We start from the raw sequence: 16,227 nt of genomic DNA, 5'->3' as shown, positions 1-16,227 counted from the left end.
CTGCACCTCCAGGCCCCCGACCTGCTCTACCTCGTCTTCGTGCGTGGTCACAGATGATCCTTCCCGGCTGGGACCTCCCAGCCTTCCGGATCACCACCCCACCCACACGATCTTTCAGACACTCCCGGCCGCGTGGTCCGGTTGTATCTGTCGGCCTTCGACAGGGCCGCTGGCCAGCAGGATCGAGGTGTGTTCGGGCAGCTGGTATGCCTCAGTTGAGAGGTTGACGACGCAGACGAAGCCGGGGTCGCGACTGAAGGCGAGGATTCCGGCTGGGGCGTCGAGCCAGGTCATGTTGCCGTCGCCGAGGGCGGGATTTTCGCGGCGTAGGTGCAGGGCCTTGCGATACAGCTCCAGCGTCGAGGTCTGGTCGCCGGTCTGTGCTTCGACGCTGAATTGGCCCCAGTTGGTGGGCGGCGGTAGCCAGGGTGGCGCGGCGGCGTTCTTGGGGCTGAAGCCGAACGGTTCCACCTGCCCGGACCAGGGAATCGGAACGCGGCAGCCGTCGCGGCCCCGGTTGGTGTGTCCGGAGCGTTCCCAGATCGGGTCTTGGAGGACTGTTTCGGGCAGGTCCTCGGTTTCGGGCAGGCTGAGTTCGTCGCCTTGGTAGATGTAGGCGCCGCCGGGCAGGGCGAGCATCAGCAGGGCGGCGGCTCGGGCGCGTCGGGTGCCCAGGTCCAGGTCCACGGCACCTTCGGGCTGGTAGGGCTCGTTGGGCACCCATCGTTTGACGGTTGCGCGGGCGTAGCGGCTGGTGTGGCGCATGACGTCGTGGTTGGACAGCACCCAGGTGGGTGGTGCGCCCACGGCGCTGAGCATGGCGATGGAGTCGTCGATGACCGCGCGCAGGTCCTTGGCTTCCCAGCTGGCCATGAGGAAGTCGAAGTTGAACGCGGCGTGCAGGCCGCCGGGGCGGACGTAGGCGGCGAGCCGCTGGGGGGTGTCGGCCCATGCCTCGGCGACGAACGCCCGATCACCGGGGAACTCGTCGGCGGCGCCGTGGCCTTTTGCAGGTCGTTCTGCAGGTCCTTGAGTGCCTGCGCGCTGCTCTTGTCACCGGTCAACGCGGCGTAGGCCTGCTGCTGGATCGCCGAGGACACATCCCCGTACTGCACCGCCCGCGGGCGCGGCACGGCACGCAGAATCGACTGCTTGAGGACCGGAAGGTAGGGATACTGCTTGATCAGCGACGCGTCGTCGTACAGGTCGGCGTAGGGCGGGGCGTGGGAGGCGTCCTTGAGGAACGTGCCCGCGCTGTCGTGGCTGGTGAAGAACTTCATGAAGTCCAGGGCCGTGGCCTTGTTCTTGGCGAACGACGACAGGGCCACATTGTGGCCGCCCCGGCTGGAGGAGCCGGGACCGCTCAGGCCGGGCAGCGGCGCGACCGTGAACTTCCCCCACCTGATCCCACGAGCCACCACCGCACCCGCGCTCCGCCCCCACCGCGAACCAGAAGACCCCGGCGCACTACCGCACCCCTCAGCCCCAAACTCCCAGCCACATCCCGCACCATCCGACGACAGCTGAGCCGGTGGCCGCGGGCGCTGGGTCTACGGGCGCCGCGGCCACCGGCTCTGGTGGTGCGGGGTTAGTTTTTCCAGGTGGATGCGAGGTGCCATGCGGTGAGGGTTTTGACTTGGGCGCTGCCGTCGTTGGCAAAGACGCTCAGGCCGGTGCTGGCGGGGTCGGGGAAGATCTGGTCGGTGAGGGTGACTTGTCCTTGGCCGGCGTAGACCTCTACCGAGGACGCGTCGACGATGATGCGCAGTTTGAGTTGCCCGTGGTCCAGGGGCAGTGGTGCGCGGTGGACTCCGGGGAATGTCGCGTCGAATGTGACGTTCCCGGAGGCGGTGCGGTCGATGTAGAGCTCGCTGGTTGTGGTGTCGTATCCGATCTGGGTCAGTTGGCCTTTGCCGGTGCGCACGTTGATCCCGAATCGCTTTGCGTCGAGCTGGCGCAGGACGGTGTGGATTTCCAGTACCTGCCCGCCCCCTCGCACTGTCTGGGTCCGGCTGCGCACGGTGGTGTTGTCCAGCTTGGCCGCTTTCCCGCGTCGCAGTGAGGCCAGCGCGTCGACTGGCTGGGAGACCAGCTGCGGTTTCCCGTCGATCGTCTTCAGTGACAGTTCGCGCGGGAAGCTGGCGGCGCTGCGCCAGGGGGAGGTGGGGATGTTGCCGCCGTAGTTCCAGTTGTTCATCCAGGCGTGCATGATGCGCTTGCCTGCCGGAGCGTCGTTGTAGGTGACCGCGGCGTAGAAGTCGGCGCCGTAGTCGACCCAGTGCGCTCGTTGTATGCCGTTGGTGGCCGGCGCGTCGGCGGTCATGAACTGGTCGGCCAGCACGTGTCCCCAGTCACCGTTGCCGGCGTCGACGATCTGGATCTGGGCGCTCTTGCCGATCAGGTCTTTGAGGTTCCAGGAGGTCCAGTCCAGCATTTCGCTGTTCTGGCCGGTGGCGGTGCGCACGACCCGGTTGTCGACCAGGAGGTTGACGGTGGTCTGCACGTCGCGGGGCTTTGCGGCCTGGTCGGAGTGGACGAGGTGGTCGACCATGAGGTGCCCCCATCCTCCGGTGGCGTTGTCGACGACCTGAAGCTGCGCTGTCTTGCCCGCGAGGGTGGAGACGTCCCAGGAAGTCCAGTCCATGGTGCCGCTGTTGTTGCCGGTTGCCGTCTTGACGACCTGGCCGTCCACGATGAGATTCACGGCTGTCGCTCCGTCACCGCCCCACGGATGATTGCCGCCGGCGATGAGGAAATCGATGTACTTGCGGGTGATGGTGAAGCTCGGTGAGGTGATGGTGCCGGTGGCCGGATCACAGGTCTTGACGCAGGTGTCCAGGATGCGGCTGCCGATCTGCCCGGACAGGTTCCCGGTGGTCGGACCGGCGTCGGTGAAGTCGCCGGTGGCGGTCCACCCCTGTCCCCACGTGGGCCCTTCGAAGTCGGCGAACACCTCGCCCGGTGGCGGGCTGCCGTCGCCCGCGCCGTCGACGTGCGGGTGGTTGCCACCGCCGACCAGGAAGTTGAGATAGGGCTTGTCGACGGTGAAAACGGGCGAGGTCAGGGTTCCGGTGGATGAGTCGTGCTGCAGGAAGGAGTTGGCCAGCCCGCGGCCCAGGAACCCGGACACGGTTTGCTGGTCGGGCAATGCGCCGGTGGCCGGGGCGGTGCCGAATGCTGTGCCGGTGGCACTCCAGCCGCCGTAGTCGCCTCCCTCGAAGTCGGCCAGGACCGTCCCGGATGGTGGCGTGTAGCCGTGATCGTCGGAGGTGAACCTCGTGCCGTTGAAGGTTCCGGTGAAGTACTGCGCACCGGAACCGCCTGCGATCCCACCAGGGTTGAGGTTGACCACCAGAACCCACTTTGTCTTGCGCGGGTCGCCGTCCACCGCAAGCGGGAACAGGTCAGGGCATTCCCATAGGCCGCCGACAGCGTTCTGTGGACCGAAATCGCTCAGATGCGTCCAGGATTTCAGGTCACGCGAGGAGTAGAAGCTGACCTTGTGCTGGTCGGACAGGGCGACCACCATCAGCCAACTCTTGGTGGGCGCGTACCAGAAGACCTTCGGGTCGCGGAAGTTGACCGATCCGATGTCCAGGACGGGGTTGGCGGCGTGCCGCGTCCAACTCAGGCCGCCGTCGCGGCTGTAGGCCAGGGACTGCGCTTGTTTGCCGGAGGCCTTGAAGTGGCTGGTGTAGACGGCGACCAGTGGCGGGCTCTGGGCGGTACCGAATCCGGTGCTGTTGGACCTGTCGAGAACCACGCTGCCGGAGTAGACCATTTCGTCGTCGTTGTGGGGAATGGCCACCGGCTGTTGCTTCCAGTGCACCAGGTCGGTGCTGGTCGCGTGGCCCCAGGACATGTTGCCCCAGGTGTTGCCTGATGGGTTGTATTGGTAGAAGTAGTGGTATTCGCCCTGATGGAAGATCAGGCCGTTGGGGTCGTTCATCCAGTTCTGTGCCGGTGAGTAGTGCACCTGCGGCCGGTACGTCTCGTCATACGTGGGCGTGTCGGCACCGGCCGTATCGGCACCGGCCGGGACCGCACCGGTCAGCGCCGCGCCGGCCAGCAGTGCGGTGCACAGTGCCGCAACGCTTCGCAACGTGCGGCGCCATCGGCCGCGGCGGGGGGACGAGGCGCATGCTCGCGCAAGGTCCATCGTGCTCTCCTGATCCGTGGAATGAGGGCACGCCGTGAACCGGCCCGCGTCACCTGTGCGGCGAGGCCGCTTTGCCGGCGGCGGCAGGGGGTTCGGGGCGTATGGGGGCACGGACCGGGGAGGGCGGCGCCACCCGCTCCCGTCCCGCATGGAACGCCGGCGGATGCCGCCTGCGCTGCGGATAGTCGATGTTGGTCTGTGTTTCCGACGAGTTGAGGAAACGTTTCCTCAGGGTTGCATTCGACAGTATGAAGCGGTGACCGGAGGATGTCTACAGGTGGATGCCGGCGGCGGCGTCCCACGTCCGCGCCGTGAGGAGAATCGGGTGGGCAGCGAGCGAACGCGTGTGCCGGGCAGGGTCGCGACGATGAAGGACGTCGCGGCCCTGGCCGGAGTCGGGCTGACGACGGTCTCCCGCGTCATCAACGGCACACCGGTCGATCCGGTGCTCACCGACAAGGTGCTGGAGGCTGCGCAGCAACTCGGTTATCGCAAGGACACCACGGCCACCAGCCTGCGCCGTGCCGACCGGCGCACCAACACCGTCGGTCTTGTGCTGGAGGACGTGGCCAACCCCTTCTCCTCCGCCCTGCACCGAGCCATCGAGGACGCCAGTGTGGAGCGGGGACTGCTGGTGCTGGCCAGCAGCAACGACGAGAAGCCCGAACGGGAACGCGAACTTCTCAAGACGCTGCGTACCCGCCGCGTCGACGGCCTGATCGTGGTCTCCACCGGAGGTGCTGACGAGGAACTGGACTCGGCGCATCGCGCCGGGACCCCGGTCGTGTGCGTGGACCGCGCCTCCTCGCTGGACACCGTGGACACCGTGATCGCCGACAACCGCGGCGGTGTCGCCAAGGCCGTGCACGTCCTGCACGCACTGGGACACCGCCACATCGGCTTCGCGGGCGACCGTCCCGCACTGTGGACGGCGCGCGAGCGTTACGAAGGCTTCGCCCAGGCCATGGCCGAGCTGGGTTGCCCGATACGACCGGCCTGGATCTGCCGTGACGTGCACAACGCTGCCACCACACGCCGGGCAGTGACGCAGATGCTCACCGCCGGCGGCCCGGCGCCGACCGCGATCGTGACCGCGCAGAACTCCCTCACGGTCGGCGCCAGGCTCGCTCTGGTGGATCTCGGCCTGCATGACCAGGTCGCCCACATCGGGTTCGACGACTTCCCCCTCGCCGACATGCTCGACCCGCCGGTGTCGGTGATCGCGCAGGACCCCGCAGAGATGGGCCGGCAGGCGGCACGCATCCTGTTCGCCCGCATCGATGAGCCGGACCGGCCCCGGGAACTCGTGACGCTGCCCACCCGCTACATCCCCCGCGGCTCCGGCGAGATCCGACCCCCCGCGCGCTGACCCGACGGCAGATCGGCCCGAGCCGGCCTCGCCGGTCCGGGGCGTGGGCGTGACGCGATCAAGGTGGCGCGCTATCGCCGTCTGGGCTGCTTGTCTCCGGGCCAGGGACCGGGGACATCAGGAAAGCAGGCACGGAGGGCTTCGCCCCTCGCCGAGGCGCCGCCGTTCAGCCGGATCCAAGAGGAGTCGGCGAAGCCGAGACCGAGGTCACCCTGGCCATAGCGGCGGCTGGCCGGGACCTGGGCGCGCTGGACCCACCACGGCATAATGGCGGGCCCGAGTTTCCGGCCTACCCCGCTACGAATGCGAACCAGTATCAAACGCTGGCTCGTCACGGCCAGGACATGCTCACATCCGCTGGTCACCGGGTTGAACTGAACGAGAAGCTGCCCCGCCATGCTGTCCGGCTCGCCATGAAAAACCGACGTCAGCCGGCCTCTGCTGTCGGGTTCCCACGCCCCGGCGGCGAACGCCGCGATCTCCACTGCGGCACCTGCCATCTTCCTGGCCGGAGCCTTGCCGCCGAACCCGTCCTGCACACGCCGCCTGCGCGGCACTTTCGGGCAGTCATGATGCGGCCGAAGATCCGCGTAGGCCTCCAGTCGCTCCCCGGCCTCGACCACCCCGGAGAGGAACGACCGGATCTCCCCGTCGCTCAGCGAGAGAAAGATCCCACGCTGCCGGGCCTGCTGCGCGACGACCTTGGCCGCCTTGCCTGCGACGTCGCGGAATTCCTTGGCCACCGGGCGCCCTCCCTGTTCAAAGCAAAGATCATGCCCCAGTCAGGACGATCGGAACAATCTCACTGCTTGTTCGCAGAGGATCTCGATGAGGTCTTGCGGACTGCGGTCATGTGCCCGGCGTTCGGGCGACCGTAGGCTCGGCGGGTGAACGAGATCGTTACCTATGTCGAAATGACCGACGTGGAGCAGCTCGTTCCGGCCAAGGCTGTGCCTGGGCTGGTGCTGGTGCCCCTTGAACGTGACTCGCCACTGATCCCCGATGTGCTGGCCCGGATCGGGGCACCCTACGGCTGGAAGAGCTCCGCGCGGAACGACCAGGAGTGGGCCAAGTGGTTTGCCGATAATCCTGGGCGCATCTTCCGGCTGTTGTCCTATGAGGGTGAGGCGGCCGGGATCGTCACCTATGACCCGCATCCCGGGGATGAGGTGGAGATCGTGTCGTTCGGATTGCTCCCGGAGTTCGTCGGCAGGGGACTGGGCGGTTACGCGTTGACGTTGGGCGTGCGGGAGGCGTGGGAGCTGAACTCGGGCGTGCGCAGAGTTTGGCTGCACACCTCTTCGCTGGATCACCCGAACGCGCTGCCCAACTATCACCGGCGCGGCTTCCGTACGTTCAGGACCGAGGAGCGGACCAGGTGACCATGTCGCCGGGGTCGGGGCCCGCTTGGGCGGTGATGGTGCCTTCGGGTGTCCAGAAGCCGGAGTGGCCGGCGGTTGGGTTGTAGGGGGCTCCGGCTGGGCCAGCGAAGCTGGCGATGGCGACTGGGACGTTGTGGGTCGTGGCGATGCGGCGGGCTCGTTGGTCGATCACGGGGACGTCCTCGGGCAGCTCGCATACGGCGGCGACGTAGAGGTCGATGCCCAGGGCGGCAGTGTCCGATGAGTGTTGGGGAACGCCTGCGTCTTTGCAGATGGCCAGGCCTAGGCGCCATCCGTCGAGGTCAAGGACGGATGGCTTGGTGCCCGGGGTGAAGTGGTCGGGCTCGGTGCCGCCTAGGTAGATCTTGCTGTACGCCAGGGTGGCTCCGGTGGCATTGATGGCCAGCATGGCGATGTGGCCTCCGACGGGAGCGCCGACCAGGGCGAGGGTGTTCGTGGCTGTGCAGGCTTCGATGATGGGGGCCAGGCGGGGGTCGGTGAGGGTGATCGCCGGGGCGTCGAGGGTGTAGCCCGTCAGGGAGAGTTCGGGGAAGACCACTAGGCGAGTGCCGGCACGCCGGATCGCGGCTGCATGGGTCGTCGCGTTCGCCTCGATGTTGTATGGGATGCAGGGCGGCTGGGTGACGGTGATGCTGAGGGTCATCGGGTCAGGAGGCCTTGTTCCAGGGCGACTACTACGGCGTGGGTGCGGTCGCTGACGTCCAGCTTGGCGAAGATGCGGAGCAAGTGTGTCTTGACGGTGGCCTCGGCGATCACGAGGCGCTTGCCGATGTCGGCGTTGGAGAGGCCGTCGGCGACCGCGTTCAGGACGTCGATCTCGCGGGCGGTGAGGGCGACGGGGGTCGGCTTGCGCATGCGGGCCACGAGCTTCTCGGCGACTCGGGGAGCAAGAACCGTCTCGCCACGGGCGGCGGCGTGGATGGCGGCGACGAGTTGCTCGCGGGTGGTGTCCTTGAGCAGGTAACCGATGGCGCCGGCCTCGACGGCGCGCTCGATCTCGGTGTCGGTGTCGTACGTGGTGAGGATGAGCACGCGGGTGGTGGTCTTGACGATCTCGGCGGTGGCGGCGACGCCGTCGAGGACGGGCATCCGGAGGTCGAGGAGCGCCACATCGGGGGCGAGGCTTTCCACCAGGTCGACGGCCTCGCGGCCGTTGTCCGCCTCGCCGACGATCGTGATGGACGGCTCGGCGGCCAGCAGCGCGGCGACGCCGGCGCGCATGACGGTGTGGTCGTCGGCCAGGATGATGCGGGTCATGGTGCACCGTTCGCGGGGATCATGGCGAGGACGCGGGTGCCGTCGCCGGGTGAGCTGGTGACGGTGAGCTCGCCGCCGAGTTCGGCCAGGCGTTTGCGCATGCCGTCGAGTCCGAAGCCCTGGGATTCCGCGACGATGAAGCCGCGGCCGTCGTCGGTGATCTCCAGCTCGATGGCGTGGGGGTCGCGCGTGAGGACGACGCCGATTGTTGTCGCGGCGGCGTGCTTGCGCACGTTGGCCAGCGACTCCTGAGTGCAGCGGAGGAGGGCGATGCGGGTCTGCTGGTCGCATTCGATGTCGGGCAGGTCCGCGGTGACGGTGAGCCCGGTATCTTCAGCGAAGCGGTCCAGGGTTCGGCGCAGGGTTCGGGCGATCGAGCTGGGGGCGATGCCGCTCTGCGGTGCGGAGCCGACGAGGACGCGCGCCTCGGCGAGGTTCTCGCGGGCCGTTTGCTCGATCGAGAGCAGTTGGCGGGCGCTGAGCTCGGGGTCGGTGGCGATGCCGGAACGGGCCGCTTCGGCCAGCACGACGATGGAGGCGAATCCCTGCGCGAGGGTGTCGTGGATCTCGCGGGCGAGCCGTTCGCGTTCGAGGACGGCGCCCTGGCGCTGGTGGGCCTCTAGCAGCTCCTGTTGAGCGGCCTCCAGTTCAGCGCTCAGGCGGGTGGCGCGATCTTCGCTTCGCTTGATGATCCTGAGCATCGAGAGCCCCAGCACGACGCTGGCCAGGAATGCGAAGAGCGTGACGATGACGTTGCCGGTGAGGAGGTCGCCGTTGCGGAGGATCCCGCCGGTCGCGGTGGTCAGGGCAGCAGCGCCGCTGAGCATGATCGACCGGCGGGAGCCTCCGGCGAAGATCCAGAAGTGCGGGATCGACACGATGAACAGCGCCGCGCTGCCCCCACGTAGGTACGACAGGGCCCCGAGGCCGACGATCAGCACGTACAGGAACTGCACGCGGCGGCCGGGGAACCGCACGGCGACCGCGTAGGCGACGGCGAGCCCGAGCGGCAGCCCCAACGACCAGTGCCTCATCGCACCGTGGTTGTCCACACCCGCGATGGACGTGGGCACCAAACCCAGGAGCACCCAGGAGATGCCGTTCCAGCGGTGGATCCAGGACTGGTCGTCGGGCCGCGACATGATGATCAGCCTACGTTCTGCGGTGTGCGCTCGACCGGGGCGGCGACGTGTGCCCTCGGGCGGGACGGCCACCAGGTCCGCTCGCCGAGCAGCAGCATGGCCGCCGGCAGGATCAGGAGCCGGATGACGAACGCGTCCAGCAGCACCGCGGCCGCGAGGCTGAAGCCCATCTGCTTCATCTCGATGAGGTGCAGCGGGATGAAGCTCGCGAACACCGTGACCATCACCAGGGCGGCGCTCGTCACGACGCTGGCCGAGCCGCGGATGCCATCGAGCACCGCCGTACGGGTCGGCACGCCGTGCTGGACCGCCTCCCGGATCCGGCTGATCACGAACACCTGGTAGTCCATGGACAGGCCGAACAGGATCACGAAGAGGAACAGCGGCACCCGCGAGCCGATCGAGCCCATCGAGGTGAAGCCCAGCAGGCCCTCGGCCCAGCGCCCCTGGAAGACCAGCGTCAGCAGGCCGAGCGAGGCGCCGGCCGAGAGCAGGTTGAGCAGCGCGCCGACCAGGCCGAGGACGACGGACCGGAAGGCCAGCACGGTGATGACGAACGTGACGAGCAGCAGCGCACCGAGGATCATCGGCATCTTCCGCGCTTGATGCTCGGGGTAGTCCACGTAGCGGGCGACCTCGCCGCTCACCTCGGCCTCGATTCCGGGCAGCTTGTCGATGGTCGCCGGCAGGTAGGTCTCGCGGACCTTCGTGAGGGAGTCGCGCGCCGCCTGCGTGCTCATGTCGTGCGGGACGCCCAGTTCCAGCATGGTGATCCGGCTATCGGGCGAGGTCAGAAGTCGCGGCGTGCCCCCGAACAGCGGGTCGTTCTTGGTGCGTCCGGCAAGATCGTTCAGCGCCGCGGCCACTTCGGCGGCGCGTTCGGGCGCGGCCCGGACGACAACCTGGTTCGAGGCCTTGAGCTCGGGGAACGCGGCGTTCACCCGGTCGTACGCCTGCATCGCGGGCAGCTCGCGGGAGTAGGTCTCCCGGCCTACGTCGGTCAGCTTGAGGCCTAGCAGGGGGGCGGCCATGAGCAGCATGGCGAAGACCGCGACCGCCAGCGTGACCGCCGGGTGCTTGCTGGTGGGGCGCAGCATGGCCTCGGTGATCCGGCCGTTCTTCTGCCCCCTGCGCCGTGTGGTCTTGCCTTTCAGCGCCCTGCGCTCCGCGCGGCGTTCCGCGCGCTCCCCCAGCTTGGTCAGCAGCGCGGGCAGCACGGTCAGCGAGCTGACCACGGCGGCGACGGTCACCACAATGGTGCCGGTGGCCAGCGAGGAGAAGATGACGTCGTCGGCGAGGTAGAGCGTGGCGCTGGACGCCGCGACCGCGAGCCCCGACATCACGACGGCCCGTCCAGAGGTGGCCGCCGCCAGCTCCACCACGGCCGCAGAGCTGAGCCGTCCGCCTGAGCGGGCCCGTTCCTCGCGTTCGCGCTTGAGGTAGAAGAGCGTGTAGTCGACGCCCACGGCCATGCCGATCAGAAGGATGATGTTCGTGCCGACGCCCGCGTCCGGGAAGACATGTGACGCGAGCATCGACAGCCCGATCGCCGACATGATCGAGGTGATCGCCAGCAGCAGCGGCACGGTCGCCATCGCCAGCGACCGGAAGACCAGTAGCAGAACGATCAGCGTGACCGGCAGCGCGATCATTTCGGTGCGCGAGAAGTCCTCACTGCGCTGACCCTGGACGTCCTTGCTGATGGACGGGCCACCCGACTCCTCCACCCACAGGTCCGGATAAGCCTTCTGCACCTCGGCCGTCTGCGCGAGCAGTGGGTCGATGTGCTTCTTGCCCTCCTGCTCCGGTCCCTTCATCGTCACGTCGACCCGGACCGCCGTGCCGTCGGCCGAACGGACCGGCCCGGCGACCGACGCGACCTCCGGCAGCCGCTTCATCCGGTCGGTGATGTCGCGCACGGCGGCATCGGCCTTGCCGGCGTCCAGCGGCCCGCGCGCCTTCGTGCTGATCAGCACTCGTTCGAGGGGCTTGCGCTCCAGCCCGCCCTGCTCCTGCAGGGCCTCGGCGCGGCCGGCCTCACCGACCCGGTAGTCGGCGGACTGGGCCATGTTGCCGCCGACCCCGATGCCGAGGCCGAGGCACATGAACACGAAAAGGAACCAGGCAGCGATCGCCCGCCAGGGGTGGTGCGCGCTCCAGCGCGCCATGCGTACAGGGAGGTTCGTCATGGGATCAATGCTGGTCGGCGGGCCCTTTCCGGCATGAGCCTCGACCGGTTGAACCTCGTGTCCACCGATCGGTGGACACGGGCGGGCCGATGGCCGGACCTTCGCTATGTGAAAGGATCCAGCCATGCAGATCAGGCACCGCGTCGTCGTCCTCGCCCTCGACGGCATCTACCCGTTCGAGCTGGGCATCCCGGTCCGGATCTTCGGTTCCGCGACGGGCCCGGACGGCGAGCCGCTGTACGAGGTGGTCACCTGCGGGCTGGACGGCGGGCCGGTACGGACGAGCGCCGATTTCGCGGTTGCCGTCGAGCACGGCATCGAGGCGGTCGAGACGGCGGACACGCTGGTGATCCCGCCGTTCGACGCCGACCCGGAGGACGACCGGGACTGGCTGCCGGAGCCGCTGGCGGACGCGTTCGGCCGGCTGCGTCCCGGCACCCGCCTCGTTTCGCTCTGCACCGCGTCGTACATCCTGGCCGCCGCCGGGTTCCTCGACGGCCGCCGGGCGACCACGCACTGGAACGAGGCCGAGCATTTCCAGCGGAAGTTTCCCCAGGTGGAGGTCGATCCGGACGTCTTGTTCGTGGACAGCGGCGACGTGCTGACGGCGGCGGGGGTCGCCGCCGGGATCGATCTGTGCATGCATCTCGTGCGCCGCGACCACGGCAGCGAGATCGCCAACCGGGTGGCCCGCCGCTGCATCGTGCCGCCGTGGCGCGAGGGCGGGCAGGCCCAGTTCATCGAACGGCCGGTGCCCGAGCCGTCGGCGGCCACCACGGCGGCGACCCGGGCGTGGGCCCTGGAGCAGCTCCACCGCCCGCTCACCCTGTCCGAGCTGGCGGGCCACGCGCGGATGAGCGTCCGCACGTTCTCCCGGCGGTTCCGCGACGAGGTGGGGATGACGCCCGGCCAGTGGCTGACACAGCAGCGCATCGAGCACGCGCGGCGCCTGCTGGAGACGACCGACCTGCCGGTGGACCGGGTCGCGGCCGAGGCGGGCTTCGGTACGGCCGCCTCCATGCGCCAGCACCTGGCCGCCACGATCGGCGTCTCCCCCAGCGCGTACCGCCTCACCTTCCGCGCGGGCGACCAGGCATCCGTGACCTGAACGCATCCACGACCTGAACGCACCCGCGACCTGAACACATCGGTGACCTGAACACACGTCCCCCCGGATGACCCGCGCGGATGAGGACGGACGAGGCCAGCGGGCTAAACACCTCGGCCGTACGGGGGAAGTCGCGCGCGTCCCCTCGACGCGAATCTTGGGAACGCGGGCGACACCGTCCGCAGGAGCCGAGGGAGACAAGGGCGATGACGCTCAGTTCGAAGCAGCGGGCCATGGTGATGGGGGCAGCGGCGGCGGTCGCGATGACCGCGCTCGGAGGGGGCGGCGCGATGGCCGCAGCCGACGACCGGCCCGCCACCACCAAGGACCGGCCCGCCGCCGCCAAGCCCAAGGAGGCGCACGTCACCGGCGACGCCTGGGTCAACTACCCCGGGGACAAGGAGTACCCGCACCGCCGGTTCATCGTCGACGCGCACGGCGCGCCCTGGAAGGTCGTGAACAACAAGATCGTGTGGGGTGCCGCTCGCGGGACCATCAAGTTCAACCACTACGCGCCCGACGTGCCCGGAGGTCCCTCCAAGGACCACTGGGGCAGCATCAAGGTGGACTACGTGATGGCGACCGGCCCGGTCGCCATCGTCTCCGGCATCCGGCAGGACGACGTGCCGGCGAACATGAAGCGCGCGACGCTGACCTTCTACCAGTCGCCGCTCGGCCACAGGTTCGACCGGATGGGCTTCTCGTGGGGCATCGTCGACCCGCGGTGCCTGCAGATGGGCACCGGCCCCGCCCCGTTCAGCCCCGTCAGCCGCGGCCCGTACAACGAACGGATCAGCGGCTACTCCGTCAAGGACGCGCCGCTGCCCATTCCGGACGGAAAGATCGAGGGCCCGGACGAGCCGGCGGACTGCTCGTTCAAGGGCGAAGACACCACCGGAAAATGACCACTCGGCGCATGGCGCGAATTGTGGGGTACGCGTCGTTGACGCCATGACCATGCCGAAGCGAGCCTGGAGGCATGCGTCGCATCGCCTTCGTGATCTATGAGGGGTTTCACCCGATCGACCTGGTGGGCCCGCATGAGATCTTCCAGTACGCCCACCGGCTCACGGGCGGCTACGACTGCCGGGTCGTGGCGCCCGTGGCCGGTCCGGTGCGGACCCACAGCGGCCTTCCGGTGTACGCGTCGTACGGCGTCGGCGACCTCGAACCGGACGGCATCGACACCCTTCTCGTCGTTGGCGGGCTCGGGGTGGACGAGGCCCGGCACGACCGGGCGCTCGTCGACTGGGTCACCGCCGCAGGCCGGGGCACCCGGCGCCTGACCTCGGTGTGCAGCGGGACGCTCCTGCTGGCGGCCACCGGGCTCATCGACGGTTGCCGGGTGACGACCCACTGGGCGCGGGAACGGCAGCTCCTTGAAGAGCATCCCGAGCTCACCGTGGACTGCGACCCGATCTTCATCCGGGACGGCCGGGTGTGGACCTCGGCCGGAGTGACGGCCGCGATGGACCTGGCCCTCGCCCTCGTGGAGGAGGATCACGGCCGGGACATCGCGCACGCGGTGGCCCAGGAGATGGTGATGTTCCTGCGCCGTCCCGGCAGCCAGTCGCAGTTCAGCGTGCCGCTCTGGTCCGAGCAGCCCGCGTCCGACCCGATCCGGTCGGCGGTCGCCGCGGTCAACTCCGATCCCGGCGCCCGGCACACCATCGGCGACCTGGCCGGCACCGCCGGGCTGAGCCCGCGGCATCTGCAGCGCCGCTTCACCGCCGAGGTCGGCGTGCCGCCCGCCGCGTACGTCGAGCGGGTCCGCGTCGAAGCCGCGCGCCGTGCCCTCGCCGAGAGCGACGAGCCGGTCGAGGCGATGGCGCGGCGGCTGGGCTTCGGCACCGGCGAGACGCTGCGGCGGGTGTTCCAGCGAAGGCTCGGCGTTCCACCGTCCGACTATCGCGACCGCTTCCGAGCACTGAAGGAGTACGCATGAGGGAGCACGAATGAAGGAGCATGTATGACGACCTACGGACTGCTCGTCTTCGACGGCGCGGAGGAGCTGGACTTCGTCGGCCCCTGGGAGGTGATCACCGCCTCCTCGATGCTGCGTGAGAACGCCGACACCGCCGTCCTCATCGCCGAGGGCTCCGGGCCCGTCCAGTGCGCCAAGGGTCTGCGGGTGCTGCCCGACCACACGCTCGACGACCACCCGCCGTTGGACGTGCTGCTCATCCCGGGCGGCCAGGGCACCCGGCGCGAGGTGGACAACCCAGCGCTGATCGGCTGGATCGAGAAGGTCGCCGCCCAGGCGGAGTGGGTGACCAGCGTGTGCACCGGTTCGCTGCTCCTTCATGAGGCGGGCCCTGCACGTAACCGCCGCGTGGCCACCCACCACGGTTTCGAGGACACCCTCGAAGCGCGCGGTGAGATCACGGTGGTCCGCGACGCCCGGTATGTCGTGGACGGGAACGTGGTCACCAGCCAGGGTGTGTCCGCCGGGATCGACATGGCGTTGTGGCTGATCGGCAAGATCCACGGTCGTGACCACTCCCGGGCCGTGCGCCGCTACATCCAGTACGAGCCCGCCCCGCCCTATCTCGCCGACGAGCCCCTCTGACGAGCCCTTCGACCGGGGACCCCGCGAGGGGTCCGACCGCATACCGTTGGTGTTGCGATCCCCCTACTGCCAGGAGGTACGGCCAGCATGATCACACGTTCCGAAGTCGAGGCGGCGGCGGCACGGATCGGAGACCGGATCCGGCACACGCCCGTCATGCGGCGCGACGGCGTGTGGCTGAAACTGGAACAGACCCAGCACACCGGCTCGTTCAAGGCGCGCGGCGCGTTCAACCGCATTCTGACCGCCGCCGAGGAGGGCCGGCTGCCCGGCAGCGGAGTGATCGCGGCTTCCGGAGGCAACGCCGGCCTCGCCGTCGCGTACGCGGCGCGCGCGCTGGACGTGCCCGCCGAGGTGTACGTGCCCATGTCCGCGCCGATGGTCAAGGTCGACCGGCTGCGCGATCTCGGCGCGGACGTCGTGCAGATCGGCGACCGGTACGCCGAGGCCTACGAGGCGGCGAGCAAGCGGGCCGCCGACACCGGTGCGCTGCTCTGCCATGCGTACGACCAACCCGAGGTCTGCGCGGGCCAGGGCACGCTCGGCCTCGAACTCCTGGAGCAGACGGACCGGGAGGTCAACACGATCCTGATCGCGGTCGGCGGTGGCGGGCTGATGGCGGGGGTCGCGGCGGCGGTGGAGGGGCAGGCGAAGGTCGTCGGCGTCGAGCCCGACACCGTCCCCACGCTCAACCGTGCGCTGGAGGCCGGGTTTCCCGTGGACGTCGAGGTCTCCGGCGTCGCGGCGGACTCGCTCGGCGCCAGCCGCCTCGGTGAGATCGCCTTCGACGTGGCGCTCCGTACCGGCGTGCGGTCGGTCCTCGTTCCCGACACCGCGGTCGTCGCGGCGCGGCAGCGGCTGTGGGACGACCACCGGCTGGTCGTCGAGCACGGCACCGCCGCCGCCTACGCCGCCCTGCTCACGGGCGCCTACGAGCCCGCCGAGGGTGAACGCGTCGCGATCGTCCTATGCGGCGCCAACACCGACCCGAGCGACCTGGTCACGCCGACTCGCTAGCCCGCTAGAGCGCC

Annotated in this window: 15 protein-coding genes; 8 read left to right on the top strand and 7 right to left on the bottom strand. The window is 69.1% G+C overall.

Features of this window, described 5'->3' with window-relative positions:
- Nucleotides 1-114: 114 nt before the first annotated feature.
- Nucleotides 115-873: a DUF3459 domain-containing protein gene (locus tag ACH34W_RS44460; protein ID WP_395967266.1), complete on the bottom strand. Its 759-nt coding sequence runs from the start codon at nt 871-873 to the stop codon at nt 115-117.
- 363 nt (nt 874-1,236) lie between these two features.
- On the opposite strand from ACH34W_RS44460, the gene ACH34W_RS44455 reads away from it, so the two are divergent.
- Nucleotides 1,237-1,527 (top strand): hypothetical protein, encoded by a 291-nt coding sequence (locus ACH34W_RS44455; protein WP_395967265.1) that lies wholly within the window; start codon nt 1,237-1,239, stop codon nt 1,525-1,527.
- Nucleotides 1,528-1,588: 61 nt separating this feature from the next.
- Here the strand turns inward: ACH34W_RS44455 and ACH34W_RS44450 are convergent, their stop codons facing one another.
- Entirely contained in the window at nt 1,589-4,159 is a 2,571-nt protein-coding gene (locus ACH34W_RS44450) for a GH32 C-terminal domain-containing protein (protein WP_395967264.1), read from the bottom strand.
- A gap of 325 nt (nt 4,160-4,484) precedes the next feature.
- Between ACH34W_RS44450 and ACH34W_RS44445 the strand changes: the two genes are divergently transcribed.
- Nucleotides 4,485-5,528 carry a LacI family DNA-binding transcriptional regulator gene (locus ACH34W_RS44445; RefSeq protein WP_395967263.1) on the top strand — a complete coding sequence of 348 codons (1,044 nt, stop codon included), beginning with the start codon at nt 4,485-4,487 and terminating at the stop codon, nt 5,526-5,528.
- A 71-nt stretch (nt 5,529-5,599) separates the two neighbouring features.
- Here ACH34W_RS44445 and ACH34W_RS44440 read toward each other — a convergent pair whose 3' ends face one another.
- Nucleotides 5,600-6,271 carry a hypothetical protein gene (locus ACH34W_RS44440; RefSeq protein WP_395967262.1) on the bottom strand — a complete coding sequence of 224 codons (672 nt, stop codon included), beginning with the start codon at nt 6,269-6,271 and terminating at the stop codon, nt 5,600-5,602.
- A 144-nt stretch (nt 6,272-6,415) separates the two neighbouring features.
- Here ACH34W_RS44440 and ACH34W_RS44435 point away from each other — a divergent pair, with 144 nt between their 5' ends.
- The gene (locus tag ACH34W_RS44435) at nt 6,416-6,910 is read left to right on the top strand and encodes a GNAT family N-acetyltransferase (protein ID WP_395967261.1); all 495 of its coding nucleotides are present in this window, start codon (nt 6,416-6,418) and stop codon (nt 6,908-6,910) included.
- Here ACH34W_RS44435 and ACH34W_RS44430 read toward each other — a convergent pair.
- From ACH34W_RS44430 to ACH34W_RS44415, 4 genes are read right to left on the bottom strand one after another with little or no spacing between them, the layout of a single operon-like run.
- The gene (locus tag ACH34W_RS44430) at nt 6,885-7,574 is read right to left on the bottom strand and encodes a carbon-nitrogen hydrolase family protein (protein WP_395967260.1); all 690 of its coding nucleotides are present in this window, start codon (nt 7,572-7,574) and stop codon (nt 6,885-6,887) included. The two genes, ACH34W_RS44435 and ACH34W_RS44430, sit on opposite strands and share 26 nt — an antisense overlap.
- Nucleotides 7,571-8,188, bottom strand: a complete 618-nt coding sequence (locus tag ACH34W_RS44425) for a response regulator (protein ID WP_395967259.1) — start codon at nt 8,186-8,188, stop codon at nt 7,571-7,573. The genes ACH34W_RS44430 and ACH34W_RS44425 overlap by 4 nt, the downstream gene beginning before the upstream one ends.
- Entirely contained in the window at nt 8,185-9,330 is a 1,146-nt protein-coding gene (locus ACH34W_RS44420) for a sensor histidine kinase (RefSeq protein WP_395967258.1), read from the bottom strand. Before ACH34W_RS44420 ends, ACH34W_RS44425 begins: the two co-directional genes overlap by 4 nt.
- Nucleotides 9,331-9,335: 5 nt before the next feature.
- On the bottom strand, nt 9,336-11,519 hold the full coding sequence (locus ACH34W_RS44415) for an MMPL family transporter (RefSeq protein ID WP_395967257.1): 2,184 nt from the start codon (nt 11,517-11,519) through the stop codon (nt 9,336-9,338).
- Nucleotides 11,520-11,643: 124 nt separating this feature from the next.
- Between ACH34W_RS44415 and ACH34W_RS44410 the strand changes: the two genes are divergently transcribed.
- The 5 genes from ACH34W_RS44410 (at nt 11,644) to ACH34W_RS44390 (ending at nt 16,213) form a co-directional block, all read left to right on the top strand.
- A complete protein-coding gene (locus ACH34W_RS44410; protein ID WP_395967256.1) occupies nt 11,644-12,627 on the top strand; it encodes a GlxA family transcriptional regulator in 984 nt (327 codons plus the stop codon).
- A gap of 206 nt (nt 12,628-12,833) precedes the next feature.
- Nucleotides 12,834-13,532, top strand: coding sequence for a hypothetical protein (locus tag ACH34W_RS44405; protein WP_395967255.1), 699 nt, complete (start codon nt 12,834-12,836; stop codon nt 13,530-13,532).
- Between the two features lie 74 nt (nt 13,533-13,606).
- Nucleotides 13,607-14,572: a GlxA family transcriptional regulator gene (locus tag ACH34W_RS44400; RefSeq protein WP_395967254.1), complete on the top strand. Its 966-nt coding sequence runs from the start codon at nt 13,607-13,609 to the stop codon at nt 14,570-14,572.
- Nucleotides 14,573-14,596: 24 nt separating this feature from the next.
- Nucleotides 14,597-15,196 (top strand): DJ-1/PfpI family protein, encoded by a 600-nt coding sequence (locus ACH34W_RS44395; protein WP_395967253.1) that lies wholly within the window; start codon nt 14,597-14,599, stop codon nt 15,194-15,196.
- An 87-nt stretch (nt 15,197-15,283) separates the two neighbouring features.
- Complete coding sequence (locus ACH34W_RS44390; protein ID WP_395967252.1) at nt 15,284-16,213, top strand: threonine/serine dehydratase; 930 nt, start codon at nt 15,284-15,286, stop codon at nt 16,211-16,213.
- Nucleotides 16,214-16,227 lie beyond the last annotated feature (14 nt).

The sequence above is a fragment of the Actinomadura sp. 6N118 genome, from assembly GCF_044326415.1.
Classification (GTDB): Bacteria; Actinomycetota; Actinomycetes; order Streptosporangiales; family Streptosporangiaceae; genus Spirillospora.
Note: the sequence above shows the minus strand (reverse complement) of the source record. Positions and strands in the feature narration are given on the sequence as shown.

What these genes read in the sequence shown, in the direction of transcription:
- ACH34W_RS44395 (WP_395967253.1), top strand. Translation starts at nt 14,597, where the DNA reads ATGACGACCTACGGACTGCTCGTCTTCGACGGCGCGGAGGAGCTGGAC.
- ACH34W_RS44430 (WP_395967260.1), bottom strand. Translation starts at nt 7,574, where the DNA reads ATGACCCTCAGCATCACCGTCACCCAGCCGCCCTGCATCCCATACAAC.
- ACH34W_RS44405 (WP_395967255.1), top strand. Translation starts at nt 12,834, where the DNA reads ATGACGCTCAGTTCGAAGCAGCGGGCCATGGTGATGGGGGCAGCGGCG.
- ACH34W_RS44415 (WP_395967257.1), bottom strand. Translation starts at nt 11,519, where the DNA reads ATGACGAACCTCCCTGTACGCATGGCGCGCTGGAGCGCGCACCACCCC.
- ACH34W_RS44400 (WP_395967254.1), top strand. Translation starts at nt 13,607, where the DNA reads ATGCGTCGCATCGCCTTCGTGATCTATGAGGGGTTTCACCCGATCGAC.
- ACH34W_RS44390 (WP_395967252.1), top strand. Translation starts at nt 15,284, where the DNA reads ATGATCACACGTTCCGAAGTCGAGGCGGCGGCGGCACGGATCGGAGAC.
- ACH34W_RS44425 (WP_395967259.1), bottom strand. Translation starts at nt 8,188, where the DNA reads ATGACCCGCATCATCCTGGCCGACGACCACACCGTCATGCGCGCCGGC.
- ACH34W_RS44450 (WP_395967264.1), bottom strand. Translation starts at nt 4,159, where the DNA reads ATGGACCTTGCGCGAGCATGCGCCTCGTCCCCCCGCCGCGGCCGATGG.
- ACH34W_RS44420 (WP_395967258.1), bottom strand. Translation starts at nt 9,330, where the DNA reads ATGTCGCGGCCCGACGACCAGTCCTGGATCCACCGCTGGAACGGCATC.
- ACH34W_RS44460 (WP_395967266.1), bottom strand. Translation starts at nt 873, where the DNA reads ATGGCCAGCTGGGAAGCCAAGGACCTGCGCGCGGTCATCGACGACTCC.
- ACH34W_RS44410 (WP_395967256.1), top strand. Translation starts at nt 11,644, where the DNA reads ATGCAGATCAGGCACCGCGTCGTCGTCCTCGCCCTCGACGGCATCTAC.